The sequence below is a fragment of the Salibaculum halophilum genome (assembly GCF_002094885.1).
Taxonomy (GTDB): domain Bacteria; phylum Pseudomonadota; class Alphaproteobacteria; order Rhodobacterales; family Rhodobacteraceae; genus Salibaculum; species Salibaculum halophilum.
Map to the genome: position 1 here is coordinate 154809 of NZ_MSIT01000003.1, position 23752 is coordinate 178560.

Here is a 23752-nt window from a genome sequence, read left to right on the forward strand (position 1 = left end):
GGAAGTGCTCCGTTGAGGATTTGCCGCGCCACGCCAGGAAGCCGTTGTGGGCGGATTTCTTGTTGCAGTCGGCCTAGCGGGCGGCCGCGTCACCGTCAATGTCAATCCGCCGGCCGCGCACCGCGACCAGCCCCAGTGTGCCCAGCAGCACCACCAGGACGGGCCAGTCCCCGGCCCGCGCATAGAGCGTCGGCGGCAGCGTGTCACCCACCTGCACGTCCAGGTGCCCGGTCTCGCCCAAGGGCAGGCTGGCACCGACGCGCCCGCGCGCGTCAATCACCGCCGAGATGCCGGTGTTGGCCGCGCGCAGCACCGGCAGGCCCTGCTCGATGGCGCGGGCGCGGGCCTGCAGCAGATGCTGGCGCGGCCCCGGCCCGGTGCCAAACCAGGCGTCGTTGGTCATCACCACGAGGACATCCGGGCGCGGGCCCTCCGCGATGATCTCTTCCGGGAAGATGCCTTCGTAGCAGATCAGGATGCGGGCCCGGCCCAGCCCGGCAACATCCACCGTGCCGCCGCCGGTGCCCGGCGCATAGCCGCGCGCCATGTCTACGACGCCGGTCAGGCCGATCTTGCCGAAGATCCAGACCAGCGGCACGTATTCGCCAAAGGGCACCAGGTGCTGTTTGTCATAGAGGGCGGCGACGCTGCCGTCGCGCTCCACCACCACGGCGCTGTTGTGATAGCCGGCCTCGGGCGCCCAGCGCTGCAGCCCCGCCAGAACCGGCGCACCGCGCGCGGCCCGCCCCATCCGTTCCAGCTGCGGGTCGGCATTGCGCAGCAGCGACGCGACCGAGGTCTCGGGCCAGATCACCACGTCGGGGGGCGGGTCGGCGGCGGTCGCCGCGATGGCGCGGTCGAAGAAGGTGGGAATCGAGGCCGGGTCCCACTTCAGGTGCTGCGGCGCATTGGGCTGGACCAGCCGCACCGTGGGCGCCTGCGGGTCCGTCTCCGGCACCGGCATGGCCAGGCTGCCGCCGGCCACCCCCGCGCAAATCAGCACGGGCATGGGCCAGAGCCTCGCCCGACCGGGCTCCAGCGCCAGCGCGGCCAGAACAGCGACCGCGGCCAGACCGGCACTGGCCCCGTGCGGCCCCACCTGCGCGAACAGATAGTCCGCAGGGCCGCCGATCAGGCTGTAGGACAGCATTGCCCAGGGAAAGCCCGTCAGAACTTGCGCGCGGGCGTATTCCGCCGCGATCAGCGCGGCCGCGACCCCGACCGGCCTGAGGGCCGGGTTCCGCGCCAGGCGCGCGCCCAGCCCGAAAGCCACGGCCCAGAACAGCGCCAGGCCCCCGGCCATGCCGACCGCGGCGAAGGGCGCCATCCAGCCGTGGCGCACCGGGTCCACGAAGAAGGGCTCGACGATCCAGCGCAGGGTGATGCCAAAATAAGCCAGGCCCATGGCCCAGCCGATCCACGCGGCCTGCCCGGCCGAGACGCCACGGGATAGTCGCAGGGCCAGCACAAGGCCCGCCAGAACCCAGACGACCCGCAGCGGCCCGTCACCCATCTGCCCCAGCGCCAGGCAGGCACCGATCGCCAGGCCCGCCGCCAGGCGCGGCCAGCGCCCCTTGCGGCCAGCGATCGCCGCCGCGGGGCGCGAGGTGTCAGCCACCCTCGCGTCCGCGCAGACGCACCCGCAGCCGCTTGATGCGGCGCGGATCGGCCTCGACCACCTCGAACTCGACGCCGTCGGGGTGCGGGATCACCTCGCCGCGCGCGGGCACGTGCCCGGCCAGCATGAACACCAGCCCGCCCAGGGTGTCGACCTCGTCCTCGTCGATCTCCTCGGGGCCGGTCAGGGGCAGGCCGATCTCGGCCTCGAACTCGTCCAGCGGTGTGCGGGACTCGACCATATATACGCCGGGCTGCTCCAGCTTCCAGGGCACCGACTCGTCGGTGTCGTGTTCATCCTCGATCTCGCCCACGACCTGTTCCAGCAGGTCCTCGATCGTCAGCAAACCGTCGGTGCCGCCGTATTCGTCGATCACTAGGGCCATGTGAATCCGGTCCGACTGCATCTTCTGCAGCAGCACCCCGAGCGGCATCGAGGGCGGCACATACAGCAGCGCCCGCAGCAGGGCGTGCAGGTCGAAGGTGTCGTTGTCGCAGTCAAAGCCGTGGGTCAGCGCCAGGTCCTTGAGGTTGGCAAAGCCCACCGGCGTGTCCAGCGTGCCGTCGAAGACCGGAAGCCGCGTGTAGCCGCTCTCGCGGAAGATTTTCACAAGGTCCTCTTTCGAGATGTCTCGCGGGACGGCGACGATCTCGGCCTTGGGGATCATCACGTCCTCGACCCGCATGCGGCGCAGGTTGGCCAACCCCGGGCGCGGCGCGGTAACCGCCTGGCCGTTGGCCTCGGTGGTCTGGGTCTGGGACATGTCAGAGGGATTGAACGCCTCGACGATGCGGTCGAAGAAACCGCGCTGAACGTGCTGGGTGGCATCCGGTGGCGCGCTTTGCGCCGCGTCAGAAGACCCGTCGGTCGTGTCGCCCATTTTCTCCTACCGGTGCTGGCCCCTGGAACACGCCGGGCCGGAAAGCGTCTGTCACCTATATGGGTCAGGAACACCCAGTTTGCCAAGTATCTCCACCTCCAATCGCTCCATGAGGGTGGCATCCCCGTCACGCTCGTGGTCGTAGCCCAGCAGGTGCAGAGCGGAATGGACGATCAGGTGTATCACATGCGCCTCCAGCGGCTTGCCCTGCGCGGCGGCTTCGCGGGCACAGGTGTCAAAGGCGATGGCGATATCACCCAACTCCGGGTCCGACGGCGGGTGCGGCTGGCCGCCCTCGGCTTCGGCGCCACGCTCCTCAGAGGGCCATGACAGCACGTTGGTCGACTGCGGCCTGTCACGGAAATCGGCATTGAGTTCGGCGATGCGGGCGTCGTCGCAGGCCAGCAAGGCGATCTCGAACGCCTCCGCATCGTGGCCGAGGTGCGCAAGTGTCGCCGCCGCTGCCCGATCCGCCAGGGATTGAAGGTCGACACTTTCCCAACCCTCGGCCTCGATCAGGCAATCCACCGTCACCGCCGCCTTTTTCCCCGGTCGGAGACTGTCGTACATGACCATCCGTCCCGGTCGGCGCTACAGGGCCGCGTCGGCATCATAGGCCTCGATGATAGCGGCCACCAGAGGGTGGCGCACCACGTCGCGGGCGCTGAAGTAGTCAAAGGAAATCTGGTCGATGTGCCCCAGCAGCCGTTCGGCGTCATGCAGGCCCGATTGCTGGCCGCGTGGCAGGTCCACTTGGCTGCGGTCGCCCGTGACCACCATGCGGCTGCCCTCGCCCAGGCGGGTCAGGAACATTTTCATCTGCATCGTGGTGGCATTCTGCGCCTCGTCCAGGACGACGAAGGCGTCGGACAGGGTGCGCCCGCGCATGAAGGCCAGCGGCGCGATCTCGATCTTCTTTTCCTCCATCAGCTTGGCGACCTGCTTGCCGGGCAGGAAATCGTTCAGAGCGTCGTAAAGCGGCTGCATGTAGGGGTCGACCTTGTCTTTCATGTCGCCGGGCAGGTAGCCCAGCTTCTCGCCGGCTTCGACGGCCGGGCGCGACAGGATCAGCCGGTCAACTTGCCCGCCAATGAACATGTTCACCCCAACGGCGACGGCCAGGTAGGTCTTGCCGGTGCCGGCCGGGCCGATCCCGAAGGCCAGTTCGTTTTCGAACAGCGACCGGACATAGGCCTTCTGGGCATCGGTGCGCGGCTCTATGATCTTCTTGCGGGTCTTGATCTCGATCCGCGCGCCGGGCAGCAGGTCCAGCTGATCCCCCTTGCGCGCGATACCGGGGTGGCTTTCGGCCTCGCTCATGCGCATCTCGCGGTCGATATCGGCAGCCTCGACGGATCGGCCGGCCTCCAGCCGTTCATATAGCGACGTCAGTATCCCGGCCGCGTCGCGGCGCCCGGCCTGCGCGCCGTGGATCGTCAACCTGTTGCCACGCCGCAGGATCTGGACGCCCGTCTTCGACTCGATGTCGGCCAGATGCGCGTCGTGTTCGCCACACAGGTCGATGAGCAGGAAATTGTCGGGAAATTCGAGCACCTCTGGCGCGTCTGCGTCAGGCTGGGACGGGGGCGGTGCGGATATGGCCAAGCAAGACTCCGGGTCAGCGTTTGCCTGATGTTGGCAATCAGGGCCGACCAGCGCAAGGGACCCCGGCACAATGTCACATGTTTGAGACGAAAAAGGGCGCCGCCGGTCCGGCCGCGGCGCCATTTTTAATTGTCCCGGCGGGCCAGGACAGGAACGTCAGGGCAGGATGTCGATGAAGCCGGTCCGCTGCGGGTCGCTGATGACGGCGCCGGGCGGCAAACGGTCGGTGCAGACAGGTTCGCCGGTCACCGGGTCGTATCGCGCGTTCGCATAGCCTTCGGCACCGTCGTCGCCCACCCAGTGCATGCAGCCATCCGGGTCGACCGCGATCGCCATGGGGCGATCGGACAGAAGATCGGTGTTGTTGACAGCGCTGTCGGTGGGCCGCGCCAGCAGTCGGGTGCCATCGGCCGTGGTCGACTGGCCCATCTCGCAGGCGGCGAGCGCGGGCGTCAAAGCCAATATGATGAAATGGATGCGCATGACTTACCTCGGCATGTGATAGCAGACGACCTCGACCCGGCGGTTCTGCCGCCAGGCGCGCTCGTTGTGACCGGTCGCGACCGGGCGCGTTTCGCCGAAGCCTTCTTCGACTTCGACGAAGGCCCCCACCGACCGCGCCACCGAGGCGACCGTTCCCGCGCGTCGCTCGGACAGCGCCTGGTTATAGGCCTCCGAGGCGCGCTCGTCCGTATGGCCGTAGACGGCGTAGGAGAAGGCCCCCTCGGATCGGAAGAACCGTTCCAGCACGTCACGCTGCCCGGGCTTGAGGTGATGGCTGTCGGTGTGGAACAGCGTGTCTGTCGACTCGGTCAGGCAGCTTTCTTTCTGCAGGCACAGCGGACGCCCGGTTTCCGGGTTGAAGCGGGTGGTCATGTAGCCCTCGAGCCCGCCATCGGCCCACCAGTGCATGCAGCCGTCGCGGTCGACGAATATGCCCCATTCGATCTCGCCCGACACCACGACCCGGTCCTGAGCGACCGCAGGCTGGACCAGCGCCATGGCCGCAAGCGCGGCCGCCGCGAACCCGGCCGGGATCGCCTTTGCATGTCTCGTCATCAGTCCTGCCACTCCACTACTCCCCGAAATTGCAACCGGGCCGGGCCGGACTCCAGCCCGACATGAATTGATGCCTTGGTAACAGCAATGTCTAATAAAAAACACTATCTGGTCAAACTTAAACGCGATTTGTCCAGATTTCGTGTCATTTCGCGCGACAGAAGACCGTTTTGCGGCGCATTGTTCACCGAAGCGCGCGTCACCCGGGCGCGGCCCGGGGCAATTTCAATTCACGGTTGCGTTTCTCGGCGCGGTTACCAGTTCACCGGCCAGGGAATTGGGCGCGCTCTGCGTGATCCGGACCCGGTGGATCTGCCCCGGTGCGATGTCATCGGCCGTGACATGCACAGCGTGCAGATGCTCGGACTTGCCCACCATCTGCCCCGCCATCCGGCCGGGCTTCTCGAAGAGGACCGACACCTCGCGCCCGACCATGGAATCCTGCAGGGCCGTCTGTTGCGCGGTTATGCGGGCCTGCAAACGCTGCAGCCTTTCGCTGGCGACCTCGGGGGCGACCATCTTCGCCGTCTTCTCGGCCGCGGGGGTGCCGGGCCGCGGCGAATACTTGAACGAGAACGCGGTTCCGAACCCCGCCGCGCGGGTGATCTCCATCGTGTCCTCGAAATCCTCGTCGGTCTCGCCCGGAAAGCCGACGATGAAATCCCCCGACAGGTGCAGATCCGGCCGCGCCGCGCGGATGCGTTCGATCAGGCGCAGGTAGTCCTCGGCGGTGTGCTTGCGGTTCATCGCCTTGAGAATGCGGTCCGAGCCGGACTGCACCGGCAGGTGCAGGTAGGGCATCAGCTTGTCGCAGGTGCCGTGCGCCTCGATCAGGGCCTCGTCCATGTCGTTGGGGTGGCTGGTGGTGAAACGGATGCGCGCCAGCCCGTCGATCCTGTCAAGCTCCCAGATCAGCCCGGCCAGGCCCTGCGGATGGCCGTTGTAGGCGTTCACGTTCTGGCCCAGCAGGGTGATTTCGCGCACGCCGGCGGCGACCATGTCCTGCGCCTCGCGGATCACGCGATCCGCCGGGCGGCTGACCTCGGCGCCGCGGGTGTAGGGCACCACGCAGAAGGCACAGAACTTGTCGCAGCCCTCCTGCACGGTGAGAAAGGCGGTCGGGCTGCGCCCGGCCTTGGGGCGCCGTTTCAGCTCTTCGAACTTGTCCTCATCGGGAAAGTCCGTATCCAGCGCCTTGCCGCCCTGCGTCACAACATCGTCCATCGCCGGAAGGCGGTGATAGCTCTGCGGGCCGACGACCAGATCGACCATCGGCTGGCGGCGCATGATCTCCTCGCCCTCGGCCTGGGCGACGCAGCCGGCGACACCGATCTTCAGGTCGGGGTTGTCGGACTTCAGACCCTTGTAGCGCCCGAGCTCGGAATAGACCTTCTCGGCAGCCTTTTCGCGGATGTGGCAGGTGTTGAGCAGGATCATGTCCGCGTCGTCGGGGCTTTGGGTCTGCACGTAGCCCTTGCCGCCCAGCGCCTCGACCATGCGCTCGCTGTCGTAGACGTTCATCTGGCAGCCGTAGGTCTTGATGAAGAGCTTCCGGGGCGCGGACATTCGGGGCACTTTCAGGGGTCTGGAGTGTAGCTACGCAGGTCATATAGCGCATGGGGGGCGCTTGCAATGAAAGACGATTTGACGGAGTCTGCCGCCGATCGGGCAAGACCACGGGCAAGATGCGGTATTCCTCGCTTTCCGACTTCCTCTCCAACGGGAAAACTGCCCTGGCCAAGGGCCCGGTAGCCCTCGTCATGGCCGAGGACGAGGTCGAGTTGGACAGCACGATTCGCCACAACCTTGATGCCGGGTTCCGGGCGGTGTTGGTCTTCGCCCTGCCCCATTTCACCCTGGCCGACGATGTCGCCGACCGGGTGCATCGCGTCGACTACGAAACCTGCAACGAGGGCGCGCTGGAACGCGCGGTCAACGCCGTGATCAACGCGGCCGGGCCGATCTGGTTCTACTACTGCTACAACGCCGAATACCTCTTCTACCCCTTCTGCGAAAACCGCAGGGTGGGCGAGATGCTGGCCTTCAACACCGAGGAACGGCGCGACTCGGTCCTGACCTACGTGATCGACCTCTACGCCGGCGACCTCGGCCAGCACCCCGGCGCCGTCGCGCTGGAAGACGCCCACCTTGACAAGTCGGGCTATTACGCCCTGTCGCGCAAGGACCGATGGAACAACGACCTGGACCGCCAGATGGATTTCTACGGCGGGCTGCGCTGGCGGTTCGAGGAACATATCCCCAAACCGCGCCGCCGGATCGACCGGGTGTCATTGTTCCGCAACGCGCCGGGGCTGGAACTTCTGCCCGGGCACCTGTTCAATTTTCCCGAGTACAACACCTATGCCTGCCCGTGGCACCACAACCTGACCGCGGCCGTGTGTTCGTTCCGCACGGCCAAGGCGCTCAAGCGCAACCCGGGCAGCACCTTCGAGATCGAGACTTTCCGCTGGCACAATTCTGCACCGTTCGAGTGGCATTCCCAGCAGTTGCTGGACCTCGGCCTGATGGAGCCGGGGCAGTGGTTCTGACCGGCCCCGCGGGCCGCGTCAGGCCGGGGCGGCCTCGGCCTGCGGCGCCCCGCGCCGATGCAGCGAACTGTAGGGCCAATCGCCCGCGTCGCGGACCAGCCCCGCCCGCACCGGCGCCGACAGCAAAAAGCGGCGCCGGGCGGCCAGCGCCGCGGCCGGCACCTCGACAACGGTCATCTCGCGGTCCCATATGGCGCCACCCTCTCCTGCGTGGCGCGCGAAGCCGGCGCGGATCGCGCGCAGGGCCGCACCCGGGTGCTCGCCCGGCATGAGGCGGCAGAGCAGATGCATCTCGGCGGGAAGGACGGCGGCGCTGTCGACCTCCACGCCCGTGCGCCGCTGTGCCAGCGCAACGCAATCGCGCAACAGCGCCATGCGCCGGACAAACAGGTCGGATGTGGCGTCCGCCAACCGCATGGTGACGAAGAAATGGGTGAAGAATCGGCCGGAGGCGGGAAAATCTGTCATGCCCGGCAGTCTGGGCCGGCAGGGTTAACGCCCGGTGAACGGCCGCGCGGTCAGCCCTTGCGCAGACGAATCACCACGTCCACCGCCGCGATCTCGGCCCCCTCGGGCGCGTCGGGCAGGCTTGCGATGCTCAACTCCTCTGAGGGGGCGTCGGACAGATGCCCGTCCTCTTCCCAGAAGAAATGCGGATGGTCGGTCATGTTCGTGTCGAAATAGCTTTTCGAGCCATCAACGGTGATCTCGCGCAGCAGGCCCGCGTCGCAGAAGGCCTTGAGCGTGTTGTAGACCGTGGCCAGTGAGACCTTCTCGCCCGAGCGCTCGACAGCCGCGAACAGGCTTTCGGCCGTGACGTGCCGATCCTTGCCGTCACCGACCAGAAGCTCGGCCAGGGCAAGCCGCTGCCGGGTGGGGCGCAGCCCTGCCTCGGCCAGCCAAGTGCTGGTGCGTTCGGATCTCGTCTCGGTCATCTCGCAACCCGTTTCCTTACAGTGCAGAATATGGCTGACTGCGAGCCGTTTTCAATAGCAAAGCCCGCCCTGCGGCCCCGACCGGCGCGCGGCGGTCGGCCTTGCCCTGGCGCGCCCGCGGGTGCTAGGGGGCGTGAACGGTACCGACCAGGAGACCCTCAGCACATGTCCGACCTTCCGCGCAGCTTCGACCGCGACGATCTTCTCAAGTGCGCGCGGGGTGAGTTGTTCGGCCCCGGCAATGCCCAGTTGCCCGAGCCGCCCATGCTGATGATGGACCGGATCACCGACATCAGCGGCGACGCGGGCCTGCACGGCAAGGGCCATGTCGTGGCCGAGTTCGACATCACGCCCGACCTTTGGTTTTTCGAGTGCCACTTTCCCGGCAACCCGATAATGCCCGGCTGCCTCGGGCTCGACGCGCTTTGGCAGTTGACCGGGTTCAACCTCGGCTGGCGCGGCTGGCAGGGGCGCGGCTATGCCCTGGGCGTCGGCGAGGTCAAGCTCAAGGGCATGGTCCGCCCCGAGCGCAAGATGCTGACCTACAAGGTGGATTTCACCAAGGCCGTGCAAAGCCGCCGCCTGACCATGGGCGTGGCCGACGGCATCGTCGAGGCCGACGGCGAGGTCATCTACGAGGTCAGCGACATGAAAGTGGCGCTGAGCGAAAGCTGAGCGGGCATAACGCGACCGATGGCGGCCGCGCCTAACCGCTTGCCCCTCGCCCCCCGCATCCCCTACACCGGGGCCTGCAATGCAAATGGAGGCCGCGCATGCGCCGCGTCGTCGTTACCGGGCTGGGGATCGTCTCGCCCATCGGAAACAGCGCCCAGGAGGTGACCGCCGCCCTCAAGGCCGGGCGTTCGGGCATCGAGGCTGTTCCCGAAATGGCCGAACATGGCTTTCGCAGCCAGATCGCCGGCACCCTCAAGATCGACCCCGCCGACCACGTTGACAAGCGCACCCTGCGGTTCATGGGCCCCGGCGCGGCCTACGCCCACATCGCCATGGGGCAGGCCATCGCCGATGCGGGGCTGGACGAGGACGACGTGGTCAACCCGCGCACCGGGCTGGTGGCCGGGTCGGGCGGCCCCTCGACCAGCGCCATGCTGGCCGCGCACCAGACGGTCCTCAACTCCGGCAGCCCCAAGCGGATCGGCCCCTTCGCGGTGCCCAAGTGCATGAGTTCGACCATCAGCGCCAACCTGTCCACGGCCTACCGGATCAAGGGGTTGAACTATTCTATCACTTCGGCCTGTTCGACCTCGCTGCACTGCATCGGCAATGCGGCTGAGCAGATCATGATGGGCAAGCAGGACGTGATGTTCGCCGGCGGCGGAGAGGAACTGGACTGGACGCTGTCGTGCCTCTTCGACGCCATGGGCGCGATGTCATCCAAGTTCAATGACGACCCCGGCCGCGCCAGCCGGGCCTTCGACACCGACCGCGACGGCTTCGTGATCGCCGGCGGCGGGGCCATGCTGGTGCTGGAAGAGCTCGAGCACGCGAAGGCCCGCGGCGCGACGATCCATGCCGAGGTGACGGGCTATGCCGCGACCTCGGACGGTCACGACATGGTCGCCCCCTCGGGCGAAGGCGGCGAACGCGCCATGCGGCTGGCGCTGGAGGGCCTGCCCGAGGGCCGCGCGGTCAGCTACATCAACGCCCATGGCACCAGCACGCCGGTGGGCGACGTCGGCGAGGTCGAGGCGGTGCGGCGGGTCTTTGGCGCAGGGCGCACGCCGCCCATTTCTTCGACCAAGTCGATGACCGGCCACAGCCAGGGCGCCACCGGCGCGCAGGAAGCGGTCTATTGCCTGCTGATGCTGGCCGGGGATTTCATCACCCCCTCGATCAACGTCGAAACCCTCGACCCGGCGATCACCCCCGGCGAGGTCGCCACGGACCTGGTCGAGTCCGCCGGGCTGGACTCGGTGATGACCAATTCCTTCGGTTTCGGCGGAACCAACGGGTCGATGATCCTGTCGAAATACACCGGCTGAGCGCCGCGCGGGCCGGTGCCTGCGACACGCAATCCGCCCGCCTTCGCCGGCGCCCTCGGCGGTCGGCTGCGCGTTGCGCGCGCCGGCCACCGTCCGCTTGACGGCTGCGGCCAAAAGTGAACAAACCCTCGGGATCATCGGAAGGACGGGCCATGCAATCACTCTCGGGAAAGCGCGGACTCATCATGGGGGTCGCGAATGACCGCTCCATCGCCTGGGGCATCGCCAGGTCCATGGCCGACGCCGGGGCCGAACTGGCCTTTTCCTACCAGGGCGAGGGCCTGAAGAAGCGGGTCGAACCGCTTGCCGCCGCCGCTGACAGCGACTTCCTGATCGAGGCGGACGTGAGCGACGACGCCTCGATGGACGCCTGTTTTACCGAGCTGCGGGAGCGCTGGGGCAGCCTCGATTTCGTGGTCCATGCCATCGCCTTTTCCGACAAGAGTGAACTGACGGGGCGGTTCTCGGACACCAGCCGCGCCAATTTCACCAATTCCATGCTGATAAGCTGCTATTCCTTCGTCGACGTGGCCCGCCGCGCCGCCGACCTGATGCCCGAGGGTGGCTGCCTGCTGACCCTGACCTACCAAGGCAGTCAGCGGGTGACGCCGAATTACAACGTCATGGGCGTGGCCAAGGCGGCGCTGGAAAGCGCCACGCGCTATCTGGCGGCCGACCTCGGGCGGCAGGGCATCCGGGTGAACGCCATCTCGCCGGGACCGATGAAGACCCTCGCCGGGGCGGCCATCACCGGCGCGCGGCGCACTTTCAAGCACGCCGAACAGAACGCGCCACTGCGGCACAACGCGACGCTGGAGGCCGTGGGCGGCACCGCCGTCTACCTGGCCTCGGAGGCGGGCAGTTGCACCACAGGCGAGATCATCCGCGTCGACAGCGGCTACCATGTCCTGGGCATGCCGGTGCTGGACAACCTGTGACAGCCGCGGGCCGCTGACCCGCCGGCCAAACGAAAAGAGGCGCCCGAAGGCGCCCCTTTGAAACGGTCCGCGAAACGGTCCGGCCGTCGGCTCAGGCGGCCTTGATCTCGACCAGTTCGATATCGAAGTTCAGGTCCTTGCCGGCCAGCGGGTGGTTGGCGTCGAGCGTGACCTCTTCCTCGGAGAGTTCGGCCACGGTGACCGGGATCGCCTGTCCGTCGGGCGACTGCATCTGCAGCTGCATGCCGATCTCGAGCGTGATCTCGGGCGGCACCTGCGCGCGCGGGACGGCCTGCTTGGCGTTCGGATCGGTCTCGCCGTAGGCGTCGGCGCAGGGCACGGCGACGGACTTCTTTTCGCCCACGGCCATGCCGGGGATGGCGTTGTCGAGGCCGGGGATGATCTGGCCCGAGCCCACGGTGAATTCCAGCGGCTCGCGGCCTTCGGAGCTGTCGAAGGTTTCACCGTCGGCCAGCGTGCCGGTATAGTGAATGGATACGGTGTCACCCGCTTTGACTTGCGTCATGAGTTTTCCTTTGTCGGGGATTGCTTGCAGGGGCCGCGCAAACGCGCGCGGGTGCCCTATCGACTCGACACAGGGTACCGCTCGACGCCCGGAATTGCAAACCGGCCCTTTTCCCCCGCGCGGGCGCGTGCCAGTCTACCCGCCAAGAGGGAGAGAGCGATGACAATCACCACCTGCGTCTTCGATGCCTACGGCACGTTGTTCGACGTCAACGCCGCCGCGCGCGAAGTGGCCAAGGAGCCGGGCCAGGAGGCCCTCGCCGACCTCTGGCCCGACTTGGCCGCGCTGTGGCGGCAGAAACAGCTGGAATACAGCTGGCTGCGGGCCGTGGCGGGCCGCCACCTGGATTTCTGGGAGATCACGCAGGACGGGCTGGATTACGCCATGGAGGCGCTCGGGCTGCACGACAACGCCCTGCGCGCGCAGCTTCTGGGCGTCTACAAGGAACTGCCCGCCTACCCGGAGGTGCCCGGGATGCTGCGTGCGCTCAAGGACCGCGGGCTGACGACGGCGATCCTGACCAACGGCAGCCCGGAAATGGTGGTTTCGGCCGTCAGATCCGCCGGGATCGGCCCATGGCTGGACGATGTCCTGACCGTCGAAGAGGTGCGTACCTACAAGCCCGACCGCCGCGTCTACGACCTAGTCTTCGACCATTTCGGCGCGGTTCAGCAGCAGGTGCTCTTCGCCTCGGCCAACGGCTGGGACGCGGCGGCGGCGGCCGGCTACGGCTTTGCCACGGTCTGGGTCAACCGCGCAGGGGCCCCGCAGGACAGGCTCTGGGCCGCGCCGCACCGGGTTCTGCCCGACCTGTCCACGATCCCGGACCTCGTTTAATGCCGCATTTCAAGGCCGCCGACGGCACGGGGCTGTTCTACACCACCGCCGGAACCGGCCCGCCGGTGCTGGCGCTGGCCGGGCTGACGCGAAACACCGGCGATTTCGACCATGTCGCGCCGCATCTGCCCTGCCGCCTGATCCGGATGGATTACCGGGGGCGCGGGCAATCGGACTGGGCCGACCCGGCGAGTTACACCGTCGCGCAGGAAGCCGCCGATACCGTCGCGCTGCTGGATCACCTCGGTCTGGACAGGGCGGCGGTGCTGGGCACCTCGCGCGGCGGGCTGATCGCGATGATGCTGGCCGCGACGCACAAGGACCGCCTGACCGGCGTGGCGCTCAACGATATCGGCCCCGAGATCGCCCCCGAGGGGCTGAAGGTCATCGAAGACTACATCGGCCGCAACCCGGACCAGACGACTTACGACGAGGCCGCCCGGGTCCGCGCCCGCACCTGGGTGCAGTTCGAGGGTGTCGATCACGCCCGATGGCTGCACGAGGTGCACAATCACTACGCGCAAACGCCCGAGGGCCTGGTGATCCGCTATGACCCGAGGCTGCGCGAGGCGGTGTTCGAAAGCGCGAACGTGCAACCCGCCTCCGACCTCTGGCCGCTTTATGACGCATTGCACGGCTTGCCGCTCTGCCTGATCCGGGGGGAAAATTCCGACCTTCTTGCCCCTGCGACCTGGGACGGGATGCGCGCCCGGCGCCCCGACGCGATCGCCGCCGAGGTGCCGGGCCGGGGCCACGTGCCATTCCTGGACGAACCGCAGGCGGTGCAGGCCCTGCAACGCTGGATCGCGGCGCTATGAACATCGACATGATCCGAGCGGCGGCCGACAGGCTGGCCGGCCATGCGCGGTACACGCCGCTGCTGTCCTCGCCCTTTCTGGACGAGGTCGCGGGGCGGCGCATCCTGGTCAAACCCGAATGCCTGCAGCACACGGGCAGCTTCAAGTTCCGTGGCGGCTGGGCGGCGCTGTCGGCGCTGGACCCGGCGCAGCGGGCACGCGGTGTCATCGCCTATTCCTCGGGCAACCATGCGCAGGGCGTGGCGCTGGCCGCGCGGATGCACGACGTTCGGGCGGTCATCGTCATGCCCTCGGACGCACCGGCGCTCAAGATCGCGAACACCCGCGCGCTGGGGGCCGAGGTCGTGCTCTACGACCGCGCCCGCGAAAGCCGCGAGGACATCGGCGACGGCCTCGCCACCGCGCATGGCCTGACCCTGATCCGGCCCTATGACGAGCCGCAGGTCATCGCCGGTCAGGGCACCTGCGGGCTGGAAATCGCCGCCGATGCGAAAATGTGTGAAATTGACGAAGCCGAGGTTCTTGTTTGTTGCGGCGGTGGCGGATTGACGTCCGGCATCGCGCTGGCCTGCGCCGCCGATCAGCCCGGCCTGACCGTGCGCCCGGTGGAGCCCGAGTGCTTCGACGACGTGAAACGCTCGCTCGAAACCGGCACGATCCAGAACAACGACCGGCGCGACGGCAACATCTGCGACGCCATCTTCACCCCCGCGCCGGGCGACTTGACCTTCCCGATCATGGCGCGGTTGTGCGGCGCCGGGCTGACGGTGTCGGAAGACGACTGCCTGCGCGCCATGGGCCTGGCCTTTCAACGGCTGAAACTGGTGATCGAGCCGGGCGGGGCCGCCGCGCTGGCGGCCGCCCTGTTCCACGGTGAGCACTTGACCGGCGACACGGTCATCGCCACCGTCACCGGCGGCAACGTCGATAGGCCCATGTTCACCGCCGCGCTGGAGACCCTTCCATGACAGAACGGTCCCCTGAGACAGGCCCACAAGCGGGCATGACAGCCGGATCGGTCGACTGCGGCGACCATGCCATCGCCTACGACGTGGCGGGCGACGGGCCCGACGTCGTCTTTGCGCACGCGCTGGGGTTGGACCGGCATATCTGGGATGATGTCCTCCCCCACCTGCCGGGCCACCGCCGCATCCGTCTCGACATGCGCGGGCACGGGCAGTCGGATGTGCCCGATGGACCCTACACCATGGGCGGGCTGATCGCCGATGCCGAGGCCATCTGCGATGCGCTGGGGGTGCGCGACGCGGTCTTCGTCGGCCTGTCCGTGGGCGGCATGATCGGCCAAGGGCTGGCGGTCAAGCGGCTGGACCTGCTGCGCGGGCTGGTCCTGTCCAACACCGCCGCCAAGTTCGGCCAACCCGTGCAGTGGCACGACCGCGCCGCCCTCGTGCGCGCCGAGGGGTTGGGGGCGTTGGCCGACGGGGCGCTGGACAAGTGGTTCGGCCCCAAGGGGCGCGACAGCTCGGCCGCATCATGGGCGCGCGCGCAACTGCTGCGCTGCCCGCCCGAAGGTTATGCCGGATGCTGCGCCGCCATTGCCGGCACCGATTTCTACACCCCGACCAGCGGGCTGCGCCTGCCCACGCTGGGCATCGCAGGCGATCGAGATGGCTCGACCCCGCCGGACCTGGTGCGCGAGACGACCCATTTGATCCCGGGGGCCGGTTTCACCCTGATGCGCGGGTCGGGCCACCTGCCCTGCCTGGATGCGCCCGCGGAGTTCGCCGCGCATCTGGCCGCATTCTTTCGCCGCATCGGCCACGTCTGACCGGTCGAGGCTTCCGGGCGCGCCCTGCTCCGGGTAAACACCTGCCATGGACCCTGCCAAGCGCCGCCGCACCTTCACCTTCATCCTGATCACGCTGGTGATCGATGCCATGGGCATCGGCCTGATCCTGCCCGTCCTGCCCGACCTGATCGCCGAACTGAACGGATCGGGCATCGGCGCGGCCGCCGTCTGGGGCGGCATCCTGACCACCAGCTTCGCGGTCATGCAGTTCCTGTTCGGCCCGGTGCTGGGCGCGCTGTCCGACCGGTTCGGGCGCCGGCCGGTGATCCTGACGGCGCTTTTCGTGATGGCGGTGGACTACCTGATCATGGCGACGGCGCAGACGATCTGGCTGCTGCTGTTCGGGCGTGTCATCGCCGGGATCACCGCCGCGACCATGTCCACCGCCAGCGCGGCCATCGCCGACATGTCGGAGCCCGAGCAGAAAAGCGCCAACTTCGGGCTTGTCGGCGCCGCCTTCGGCGTGGGCTTCGTGCTGGGCCCGATCATCGGCGGGCTTCTGGGCGAACTGGGCGTGCGCGCGCCCTTCTTCGCGGCCGCCGCGCTGGCCGGGGCGAACATGGCATTCGGGCTGGTCGTCCTGCCCGAGACCGTGACCGAGGCGATCCGCCGCCCCTTCGAGGCGCGCCGGGCCAATCCCTTCGGCGCCTTTCGCAAGCTGGCGGAGCTCGACGGGGTGCGGCGGCTGTTGTTTCTGTTCTTCACCTACGAGTTTGCCTTCATCGTCTACCCGGCGATCTGGGCCTATTTCACCAAGGCGCGGTTCGACTGGACCCCGGGGATGGTGGGGCTATCGCTGGCGCTGTTCGGCATCGGCATGGCCATCGTGCAGGGCGCGCTGATGGGGCCGATCCTGCGCCGCTTCGGCGAACGGGCGACCATCGTTTACGGGCTGGTGTTCAACCTGTCGGCCTTTGTTGTGCTGACGCTGATCGGCACGGGCTGGCTGGCGCTGGCCTTCATTCCGCTGACATCGCTGGGGGCCGTGGTCACGCCGGCGCTGCAGGGCCGGATGAGCCGGATCGCCGATGACAACCAGCAGGGCGAACTGCAGGGGGTCATCGCCTCGGCCAAGTCGCTGGCGCAGATCCTCTCGCCACTGGTGATGACCCAGATATTCTGGGCGGCCACGGACCGCGGCGCGCTTGACCTGCCCGGCGCGCCCTTCCTGTTGTCGGCGGCGCTGATGCTGGTCTGCCTGACGGTCTTTCTCGCGCCGCGTACGGGAGCCAGGACCCCCGCGGCCTGAGCCCGCGCTATTGCCGCGTCCGGCAAGAAGCACCCTTCGCCATTCCCGCAAGACCGGCGGCGCATTTCCGGGTGCCCGCGGTATCGTCCTCTGCTAGGACTGAAAATAAATTCACCCTGTGCACGACCGTATACCGCCCGCCGGTTCGGTCGCGGCCCACGACGCGGGAACGAAAATGACCGATTCGCCCACACCCGAGCAGATGACCGAAACCGCCGGATTGCAGATCGACACCGGCCTCAAGCACTTCGTCGAAACCGAGGTTCTGCCCGGACTGGACGTCAGCGCAGACCGGCTGTGGTCGGGCCTCTCCACGCTCGTGCAAGAATTCAGCCCACAGAACCGGGCCCTGCTGGACAAGCGCGACCTGATCCAGAGCCAGATCGACGACTGGCACAAGTCGAACCGGGACGTCCCCCACGACCGGGCGGCCTACAAGGCCTTCCTCGAGGAAATCGGCTATCTGGTGCCGGAAGGCCCGGATTTCGAGATCGAGACCGAGAACACCGACCCCGAGATCGCCACGGTTCCCGGCCCGCAGCTGGTGGTGCCGGCGACCAACGCGCGGTTCGTTCTGAACGCCGCCAATGCCCGCTGGGGCAGCCTCTATGACGGGCTGTACGGCACCGATGCCATGGGCGGCCCGCCGCCCGCGGACGGCTTTGACGACGGGCGCGGCGCGCGGGTCGTGGCCCGCGCCGCCGTCTTCCTCGACGAGGTCTTCCCCGTCACCGGAACCAGCCACGCCAAGGCCGGAGCCTATCGTATCGAAGCCGGCCGCCTTACGGTCGACGGCATGGACCTTGTCGCCCCGGACGCCTTCGCGGGCCATACCGGCGCGGCCGAGGACCCCGCCACCGTCGTGCTGCGCAACAACGGGCTGCATGTCGAACTGGTCTTCGATCGCGCACATCCGATCGGCAAGACGACCCCCTCGGGACTGGCCGACGTGCGCATGGAATCGGCGGTCTCGGCCATCGTCGACTGCGAGGATTCGGTGGCCTGCGTCGATGCCGCCGACAAAGTGCTGGCCTACCGCACCTGGCTGGGGCTGATGCGCGGCGACCTGGAGGAGACTTTCGAGAAAGGCGGCAAGACCATGACCCGCCGCCTCAACCCGGACCGGCGCTATACCGCGCCCGACGGGTCGGACCTGACGCTCAAGGGCCGGGCGCTGCTGCTCGTGCGCAATGTCGGGCATCTTATGACCACGCCGGCCATCCTCGACCGCAACGGCGAAGAGGTCTTCGAGGGGCTGATGGATGCCATGCTGACCGTGCTGATCGCCATGCACGACCTGAAGAAATCCGCCGGCCCGCGCAATTCGGCCCGCGGATCGGTCTATGTCGTCAAGCCCAAGATGCACGGCCCCGAGGAGGTCGCCTTTGCCGACGCGATCTTCGGCCATGTCGAGGACGTGCTGGGCCTGCCGCGCCATACCGTCAAGCTGGGCGTGATGGACGAGGAACGGCGCACCTCCGTCAATCTCAAGGAATGCATCCGCGCGGCAAAACACCGGGTCTGTTTCATCAACACCGGCTTTCTCGACCGCACCGGCGACGAGATCCATACCTCGATGGAGGCCGGTCCCTTCAGCCGCAAGGACTTCATCAAGGGCAAGGGCTGGATCACCGCCTACGAGAACCGCAACGTCGATATCGGGCTGGAATGCGGGTTCTCGGGCCGCGCCCAGATTGGAAAGGGCATGTGGGCTGCCCCCGACCGCATGGCCGAAATGCTCGAACAGAAGATCGCGCATCCGCGCGCCGGGGCCAATTGTGCCTGGGTGCCCTCGCCCACGGCCGCCACGCTGCACGCCACGCATTACCACCGTGTCGACGTGATGGCGGTGCAGGACCGGCTCGCCCGGGGCGGGCGCCGCGCCCATGTCGAGGCGCTGCTGGACATCCCGCTGGCCGCCTACCGCAAGTGGACGGCCGACCAGATCCGCCGCGAGGTCGAGAACAACGCGCAGGGCATCCTGGGCTACGTGGTGCGCTGGATCGACCAGGGCGTGGGCTGTTCCAAGGTGCCCGACATCAACGATGTCGCCCTGATGGAGGACCGCGCCACCTGTCGCATCTCGGCCCAGCACATCACCAACTGGCTGCACCACGACGTGGTCAGCCAGGACGAGGTGATGGAAATCCTGCAGAGCATGGCCCGCGTGGTGGACCGGCAGAACGCGGACGATGCGCAGTATGAACCCATGGGGCCGGGGTTCGACGGGGTCGCCTTCCAGGCGGCCTGCGACCTGGTGTTCCTGGGCCGCGAACAGCCCTCGGGCTACACCGAGCCGGTGCTGCACCAGCGGCGGCAGGAGCGGAAAGCGCAGTCGTGATCGGGACTTGATCGGGAAACGGTGGGCGGCCGCCGTTTCCCGCATTGCTCGTGTTTGGCCCGCATTATCAAACCGGTTAGAAAGGTGCTGTTGCGCAGTGGGCTGTGGCGTCGTGCCCCGCGGCGGCGCATAGTGACCGAATAACACCGCCGGTTGCAGGAGCTGCGATGACCAACCGCTATCATGCGCCCGTGGGGGGCCACCCGGGGCAGGACCAGCTTCTTACCGACCGGGCGGTCTTCACCGAAAGCTACGCGGTGATCCCCCGCGGCACCATGCGCGACATCGTGACCAGTTTGCTCCCGTTCTGGGAGCAGGCCCGCGCCTGGGTGCTGGCACGGCCGCTGTCGGGCTTTGCCGAGACCTTTTCGCAATACCTCATGGAGGTGCAGCCCGGTGGCGGCTCGGACCGGCCCGACACCGACCCGCGCGCCGAGGCGGTGCTGTTCGTGCTCGACGGCACCGCGACCCTGACTGTGAACGGCACCACGCACGAGATGACACCGGGTGGCTATGCCTACCTGCCGCCCGCAAGCGACTGGCGCCTGCGCAACACGACCGAGGCGCCGCTGCGGTTCCACTGGATCCGCAAGGCCTACCAGGCGGTCGAGGGGCTCGATGCGCCCGATGTCGTGATCACCAACGAGAATGACATCGCGCCCACACCCATGCCCGGCACCGAGGGCAACTGGGCCACGACCCGCTTTGTTGACCCCGCCGACATGCGCCACGACATGCATGTCACCATCGTCACCTTCGCGCCCGGCGCGGTGATCCCCTTCCTTGAGACCCACGTGATGGAACACGGGCTCTACGTGCTGGAGGGCAAGGCGGTTTACCGGCTGAACACCGACTGGGTCGAGGTCGAGGCGGGCGATTTCATGTGGCTGCGCGCCTTCTGCCCGCAGGCCTGTTACGCGGGCGGGCCGGGCCAGTTCCGCTACCTGCTCTACAAGGACGTGAACCGGCACATGCCGCTGGGGTAGGACCGGCTACCCTGCGCCGCACAATGGCGCGACCGGACGGGTTGTCGCCGTCCTGGACGGGCCCGCGCCCAATGCTGGCCCGCCGCGCCGCTTTGGGCTATCCAGCGTCAGGCGGCGGCGTCCCGGACGCGGCCCGCGTCCATCATGCCCCGGAGGCCCCCTGCCCATGTCCCGCCCCCTCCGCGTCTTCATCAACGGCTTCGGCCGGATCGGGCGCAGCCTGTTTCGCCAGATCCTGACCACGCCAGTCGGAGCGGGCATCGAGGTCGCGGGCGTCAACGACATCGCGCCTCTGGAGACCTGCGCCTACCTGCTGCGCTTTGACAGCGTCTACGGGCCGTTTCCCGGATCGGTCGAGGCCGGGCCGGGGTGGCTCCAGGCGGATGATGCCCGCCTGCCCTTCCACCATGTCTCCGACCTGCGGCAGCTGGACCTGGCCGAGGTGGACGTCGTGCTGGAATGCACCGGCCGCGCCAAGGACCGCCAGACCGCCGACGCGGGGATGACGGCGGGGGCCGCGCAGGTGCTGATCTCGGGGCCCTCTGGGGCGGCCGACCGGACCATCGTTCTGGGCGCGAACGAGGCCGATTTGCGCGAGGCGCGCATCGTCTCCAACGCGTCCTGCACCACGAACGCCATCGCGCCGCTCTTGCGGGCGCTGGATGGCGCCTTCGGGATCACCCGCGCGCATGTGACCACCGTGCATTGCTACACCGGCAGCCAGCCCACGGTGGACCAGCCCGGCGCCAACCTGGAACGCAGCCGGGCGGCGGCGGTCTCGATGGTGCCGACCACGACCAGCGCCATGGATCAGGTCACGCGGGTGCTGCCCGGTTTCCGCGACCGGCTGAGCGTTGCCGCTGTCCGGGTGCCGACGATCTCGGTCTCGGCGGTGGACGCGGTGCTGCAACTTGACAGGCCGCCCCGGGGCGACGCCGCCAGCGCCCTGGCCGAGGCCCTCGCCGACCGAACGCTGTTCGGCATGACCCACGACCCCTGCGTATCGACCGATTTCCGGGGGCGTTCAGAGTCGCTGGTGCTGGCCCTGCCCGAAACCCAGGTCCTGCCCGATGGGCAGCTGCGCCTCCTGGGCTGGTACGACAACGAATGGGGCTTTTCGGCGCGGATGCTGGACATGGCGCGCCGCATGGCCGCGCGCGACCTGTGACACCGGGCGCAATCCGGGCCCGGCGATCCGCGCGGAGCGTCAGGCGCGGAGGACCTCGTAGGGCTGATCGAACCAGTGTTCCTGCAGGTTGGGCCCCGCGCCGATCCGGTCGACCACCGCGAAAAGGCCCGGGTCGGCCAGCGGGGTCAGCACGCCGTGCCAGGTGCCGCGGTGGTAGTTCACCGCCTGCCCCGGCGCGGTGACGAAGGCCAGCGGCTGGCCCGGCCGGCCGCCCGCATCGGGGGCCACGATCACCAGAAAGGGGTCCAGGCTCATCGGCAGGAACGCCTGACTGCCCTCGGGGTGGCGTTCCATCATGTCGAGGTGGACTGGCAGCGCGCGCGGCTGCGCCTTGAACAGGCTGATCCCCGCGCGGCCCGTGCCGAAGTCGAGCCGGGCGCGGTCATGATGGCGCCCGCAAAGCCCCTGGTTGATGATCTTGTCAGGCTCATCGGTGGCGTCGAGGACGTCGCCGAAGGGGGCGAAGGCCGCGGCCGTCAGGGGCTGGGTTCGGATGCGGCCGGTCATGCGCCCAGCTTGTCGATCAGGCGCAACTCGGCGATACGCTCAACCTGGCGGCAGGCCTCGGCGAACTCAGTGGCGCGGTCGTTGTCCAGCCGCCGCGCGAAGGCCGCCATGATCGAGGCCTTGTCGTGGTCGCGCACCGCGATGATGAAGGGAAAGCCGAACCGCGCGGTGTAGGTGTCGTTCATCCGCAGAAAGGTTTCGCGTTCGTCATCGGTCAGCGCGTCCAGCCCGGCGCTGGCCTGTTCGGCGGTCGACTCGTCGGTCAGCCGTTCGGCGGCGGCAAGCTTGCCGGCCAGGTCTGGGTGCGCAGTCAGCACGCCCAGGCGCTTGTCCGCGGGGGCCGACCGGAACACGCGGGCCAGGGCGTTGTGCAGGCCCTTCGCACTGTCATGGGCCGGGCCGAGTTCCAGCGCCCAGGCGGCCTCGGCGATCCAGGGGCTGTGCTCGAAGACGCCGCCGAACCGGTCCACGAATGCCGCCTTATCCAGTTGCGAAGGACGCGGCCAGGCCATCGGCGGATGCTCGCGCGCCCAGTGGTCGGCGATGTCTTCGCGGGTGGCGAACCAGACCCCGTCGTGTCGGCTGATATGATCCAGCACGCGCGCCAGCGCGGCGGCGCGGCCCGGCCGCCCGATCAAGCGGCAATGCAGCCCGATGGACAGCATCTTCGGCGCGCCCGCCTCGCCTTCGGCATAGAGATAGTCGAAACTGTCCTTGAGGTAGCTTTCAAACTGTGCCCCGTTGGTGAACCCTGCCTGGATGGCAAAGCGCATGTCGTTGCAATCCATGGTGTAGGGCACGATCAGCTGGTGCTTGCCGCCGGCCTCGATCCAGTAGGGCAGGTCGTCGGCGTAACTGTCGGCGATATAGGCGAAGTCACCCTCCTGCGCGGCCAGGTCGATCGTGTGCATGGAACAGCGCCCGGTGTACCAGCCGCGCGGGGGCGTGCCCGTCACCTCGGTGTGCAGGCGGATCGCCTCGCGGATCTGGGCGCGTTCCTCCTCGGCGTCCATGTCCTTGTGCTCGACCCATTTCAGGCCGTGGCTGGCAATCTCCCAGCCCGCGGCTTGCATCGCCGCCACCTGCTGCGGGGCGCGGGCCAGCGCCGTGGCCACGCCGTAGACGGTAATCGGCGTGTCCCCCAGCAGGCGGTGGATGCGCCAGAACCCGGCCCGGCTGCCGTATTCGTAGATCGATTCCATGTTCCAGTGGCGCTGGCCCGGCCAGGGCTGCGCGCCGGTGATCTCGGACAGGAAGGCCTCGGAGGCGGCATCGCCGTGCAGCACGTTGTTTTCGCCGCCTTCCTCGTAATTGAGCACGATCTGAACGGCGATCTTCGCCCCGCCCGGCCAGTTCGCGTGGGGGGGTGTGGGCCCGTAGCCGATCATGTCGCGGGGATAACGTGCCAAGGCGGGCTCCTTTCGTCGGCTCCGTGATACACGAGGCATTACCAGATGTTTTTCAAAACCGCCAAAAAGCTGCTTCGGCTTGCCCCGCTGCGCCCGGTGCGCGAGAACCGGGCAAGCTTACGGGAAGGACTACGCCATGACCGGATACCTGACGACCCATGTCCTTGATACCGCCCGCGGCCGCCCGGCCGAGGGTCTGCGGATTGAGCTGTTCCGGCTGGACGACGAGTGGCGCTTGCTCGGGGGCCGGGTCACCAACGCCGACGGGCGCACGGACAGTCCGATCCTGCCCGCCGCCGACTTCGAGACAGGCACATACGAACTGGTGTTTCATGCCGGTGCCTACCTCGATGCCATCGGCACGCCCTCCGAAAGCCCGCGGTTCCTGGACGTGATCCCGATCCGCTTCGGCATGTCCGAGGCGGCCCACTACCACGTGCCGCTGCTGCTGTCGCCCTTTGGCTATTCGACCTATCGGGGCAGCTGACACGAC

General features: G+C 68.0%; 25 protein-coding genes and 1 riboswitch. Of the genes, 13 read left to right on the forward strand and 12 right to left on the reverse strand.

All coding sequences use genetic code 11. From position 1 onward, the window contains the following. Positions 1-5: 5 nt before the first annotated feature. Positions 6-56: riboswitch (SAM-SAH riboswitch) on the reverse strand. Positions 57-73: 17 nt separating this feature from the next. The 7 genes from lnt to miaB all read right to left on the reverse strand — a co-directional run bounded on the left by lnt (position 74) and on the right by miaB (position 6728). Further along, positions 74-1618: an apolipoprotein N-acyltransferase gene (gene lnt / locus BU124_RS03680; RefSeq protein WP_084861096.1), complete on the reverse strand. Its 1545-nt coding sequence runs from the start codon at positions 1616-1618 to the stop codon at positions 74-76. Continuing rightward, positions 1611-2498 carry a hemolysin family protein gene (locus BU124_RS03685; RefSeq protein WP_084861097.1) on the reverse strand — a complete coding sequence of 296 codons (888 nt, stop codon included), beginning with the start codon at positions 2496-2498 and terminating at the stop codon, positions 1611-1613. The genes lnt and BU124_RS03685 overlap by 8 nt, the downstream gene beginning before the upstream one ends. A 51-nt stretch (positions 2499-2549) precedes the next feature. Then, a complete protein-coding gene (ybeY, locus tag BU124_RS03690; protein ID WP_084861098.1) occupies positions 2550-3068 on the reverse strand; it encodes an rRNA maturation RNase YbeY in 519 nt (172 codons plus the stop codon). A 21-nt stretch (positions 3069-3089) separates the two neighbouring features. Next, positions 3090-4103: a PhoH family protein gene (locus BU124_RS03695; protein WP_084861099.1), complete on the reverse strand. Its 1014-nt coding sequence runs from the start codon at positions 4101-4103 to the stop codon at positions 3090-3092. A gap of 156 nt (positions 4104-4259) precedes the next feature. Then, entirely contained in the window at positions 4260-4586 is a 327-nt protein-coding gene (locus BU124_RS03700) for a hypothetical protein (RefSeq protein ID WP_084861100.1), read from the reverse strand. Positions 4587-4589: 3 nt separating this feature from the next. Beyond that, complete coding sequence (locus BU124_RS03705; protein WP_245831599.1) at positions 4590-5162, reverse strand: OmpA family protein; 573 nt, start codon at positions 5160-5162, stop codon at positions 4590-4592. Between the two features lie 225 nt (positions 5163-5387). After that, positions 5388-6728 carry a tRNA (N6-isopentenyl adenosine(37)-C2)-methylthiotransferase MiaB gene (gene miaB / locus BU124_RS03710; RefSeq protein WP_084861101.1) on the reverse strand — a complete coding sequence of 447 codons (1341 nt, stop codon included), beginning with the start codon at positions 6726-6728 and terminating at the stop codon, positions 5388-5390. A 119-nt stretch (positions 6729-6847) separates the two neighbouring features. On the opposite strand from miaB, the gene BU124_RS03715 reads away from it, so the two are divergent. Then, on the forward strand, positions 6848-7711 hold the full coding sequence (locus BU124_RS03715; protein WP_084861102.1) for a hypothetical protein: 864 nt from the start codon (positions 6848-6850) through the stop codon (positions 7709-7711). Between the two features lie 18 nt (positions 7712-7729). Here BU124_RS03715 and BU124_RS03720 read toward each other — a convergent pair whose 3' ends face one another. Beyond that, complete coding sequence (locus BU124_RS03720) at positions 7730-8179, reverse strand: hypothetical protein (RefSeq protein ID WP_084861103.1); 450 nt, start codon at positions 8177-8179, stop codon at positions 7730-7732. A 50-nt stretch (positions 8180-8229) separates the two neighbouring features. Continuing rightward, positions 8230-8646, reverse strand: coding sequence for an iron response transcriptional regulator IrrA (gene irrA, locus BU124_RS03725; protein ID WP_084861104.1), 417 nt, complete (start codon positions 8644-8646; stop codon positions 8230-8232). A gap of 165 nt (positions 8647-8811) precedes the next feature. On the opposite strand from irrA, the gene fabA reads away from it, so the two are divergent. The 3 genes from fabA (at position 8812) to BU124_RS03740 (ending at position 11587) form a co-directional block, all read left to right on the forward strand. Then, positions 8812-9321, forward strand: coding sequence for a bifunctional 3-hydroxydecanoyl-ACP dehydratase/trans-2-decenoyl-ACP isomerase (gene fabA, locus BU124_RS03730; protein WP_084861105.1), 510 nt, complete (start codon positions 8812-8814; stop codon positions 9319-9321). A 98-nt stretch (positions 9322-9419) separates the two neighbouring features. Then, positions 9420-10649 (forward strand): beta-ketoacyl-ACP synthase II, encoded by a 1230-nt coding sequence (locus BU124_RS03735; protein WP_084861106.1) that lies wholly within the window; start codon positions 9420-9422, stop codon positions 10647-10649. Positions 10650-10801: 152 nt separating this feature from the next. Then, on the forward strand, positions 10802-11587 hold the full coding sequence (locus tag BU124_RS03740; RefSeq protein ID WP_084861107.1) for an enoyl-ACP reductase FabI: 786 nt from the start codon (positions 10802-10804) through the stop codon (positions 11585-11587). A gap of 91 nt (positions 11588-11678) precedes the next feature. Here the strand turns inward: BU124_RS03740 and BU124_RS03745 are convergent, their stop codons facing one another. Next, positions 11679-12113 (reverse strand): FKBP-type peptidyl-prolyl cis-trans isomerase, encoded by a 435-nt coding sequence (locus tag BU124_RS03745; RefSeq protein WP_084861108.1) that lies wholly within the window; start codon positions 12111-12113, stop codon positions 11679-11681. A gap of 159 nt (positions 12114-12272) precedes the next feature. Here BU124_RS03745 and BU124_RS03750 point away from each other — a divergent pair, with 159 nt between their 5' ends. The 8 genes from BU124_RS03750 (at position 12273) to BU124_RS03785 (ending at position 21322) form a co-directional block, all read left to right on the forward strand. Continuing rightward, the gene (locus tag BU124_RS03750) at positions 12273-12950 is read left to right on the forward strand and encodes a haloacid dehalogenase type II (protein WP_084861109.1); all 678 of its coding nucleotides are present in this window, start codon (positions 12273-12275) and stop codon (positions 12948-12950) included. Further along, positions 12950-13768: an alpha/beta fold hydrolase gene (locus BU124_RS03755; RefSeq protein WP_084861110.1), complete on the forward strand. Its 819-nt coding sequence runs from the start codon at positions 12950-12952 to the stop codon at positions 13766-13768. Before BU124_RS03750 ends, BU124_RS03755 begins: the two co-directional genes overlap by 1 nt. Next, a complete protein-coding gene (locus tag BU124_RS03760) occupies positions 13765-14736 on the forward strand; it encodes a threonine ammonia-lyase (protein ID WP_084861111.1) in 972 nt (323 codons plus the stop codon). Before BU124_RS03755 ends, BU124_RS03760 begins: the two co-directional genes overlap by 4 nt. Before the next feature lie 35 nt (positions 14737-14771). Further along, positions 14772-15557: a 3-oxoadipate enol-lactonase gene (gene pcaD / locus BU124_RS03765; protein ID WP_084861112.1), complete on the forward strand. Its 786-nt coding sequence runs from the start codon at positions 14772-14774 to the stop codon at positions 15555-15557. A 46-nt stretch (positions 15558-15603) separates the two neighbouring features. Beyond that, the gene (locus tag BU124_RS03770; RefSeq protein WP_084861113.1) at positions 15604-16827 is read left to right on the forward strand and encodes a TCR/Tet family MFS transporter; all 1224 of its coding nucleotides are present in this window, start codon (positions 15604-15606) and stop codon (positions 16825-16827) included. A 202-nt stretch (positions 16828-17029) separates the two neighbouring features. Then, positions 17030-19168, forward strand: coding sequence for a malate synthase G (locus tag BU124_RS03775; protein WP_084861226.1), 2139 nt, complete (start codon positions 17030-17032; stop codon positions 19166-19168). 167 nt (positions 19169-19335) lie between these two features. Next, positions 19336-20154 carry a bifunctional allantoicase/(S)-ureidoglycine aminohydrolase gene (locus tag BU124_RS03780; RefSeq protein WP_084861114.1) on the forward strand — a complete coding sequence of 273 codons (819 nt, stop codon included), beginning with the start codon at positions 19336-19338 and terminating at the stop codon, positions 20152-20154. A gap of 166 nt (positions 20155-20320) precedes the next feature. Next, positions 20321-21322, forward strand: coding sequence for a type I glyceraldehyde-3-phosphate dehydrogenase (locus tag BU124_RS03785; protein ID WP_084861115.1), 1002 nt, complete (start codon positions 20321-20323; stop codon positions 21320-21322). A 39-nt stretch (positions 21323-21361) separates the two neighbouring features. Here the strand turns inward: BU124_RS03785 and BU124_RS03790 are convergent, their stop codons facing one another. Beyond that, positions 21362-21850 carry an ureidoglycolate lyase gene (locus tag BU124_RS03790; RefSeq protein WP_084861116.1) on the reverse strand — a complete coding sequence of 163 codons (489 nt, stop codon included), beginning with the start codon at positions 21848-21850 and terminating at the stop codon, positions 21362-21364. Next, complete coding sequence (gene puuE / locus BU124_RS03795) at positions 21847-23259, reverse strand: allantoinase PuuE (RefSeq protein WP_245831600.1); 1413 nt, start codon at positions 23257-23259, stop codon at positions 21847-21849. Before puuE ends, BU124_RS03790 begins: the two co-directional genes overlap by 4 nt. Before the next feature lie 136 nt (positions 23260-23395). Here puuE and uraH point away from each other — a divergent pair, with 136 nt between their 5' ends. Next, entirely contained in the window at positions 23396-23746 is a 351-nt protein-coding gene (uraH, locus tag BU124_RS03800; protein ID WP_084861118.1) for a hydroxyisourate hydrolase, read from the forward strand. The last annotated feature ends 6 nt before the right edge of the window (positions 23747-23752 follow it).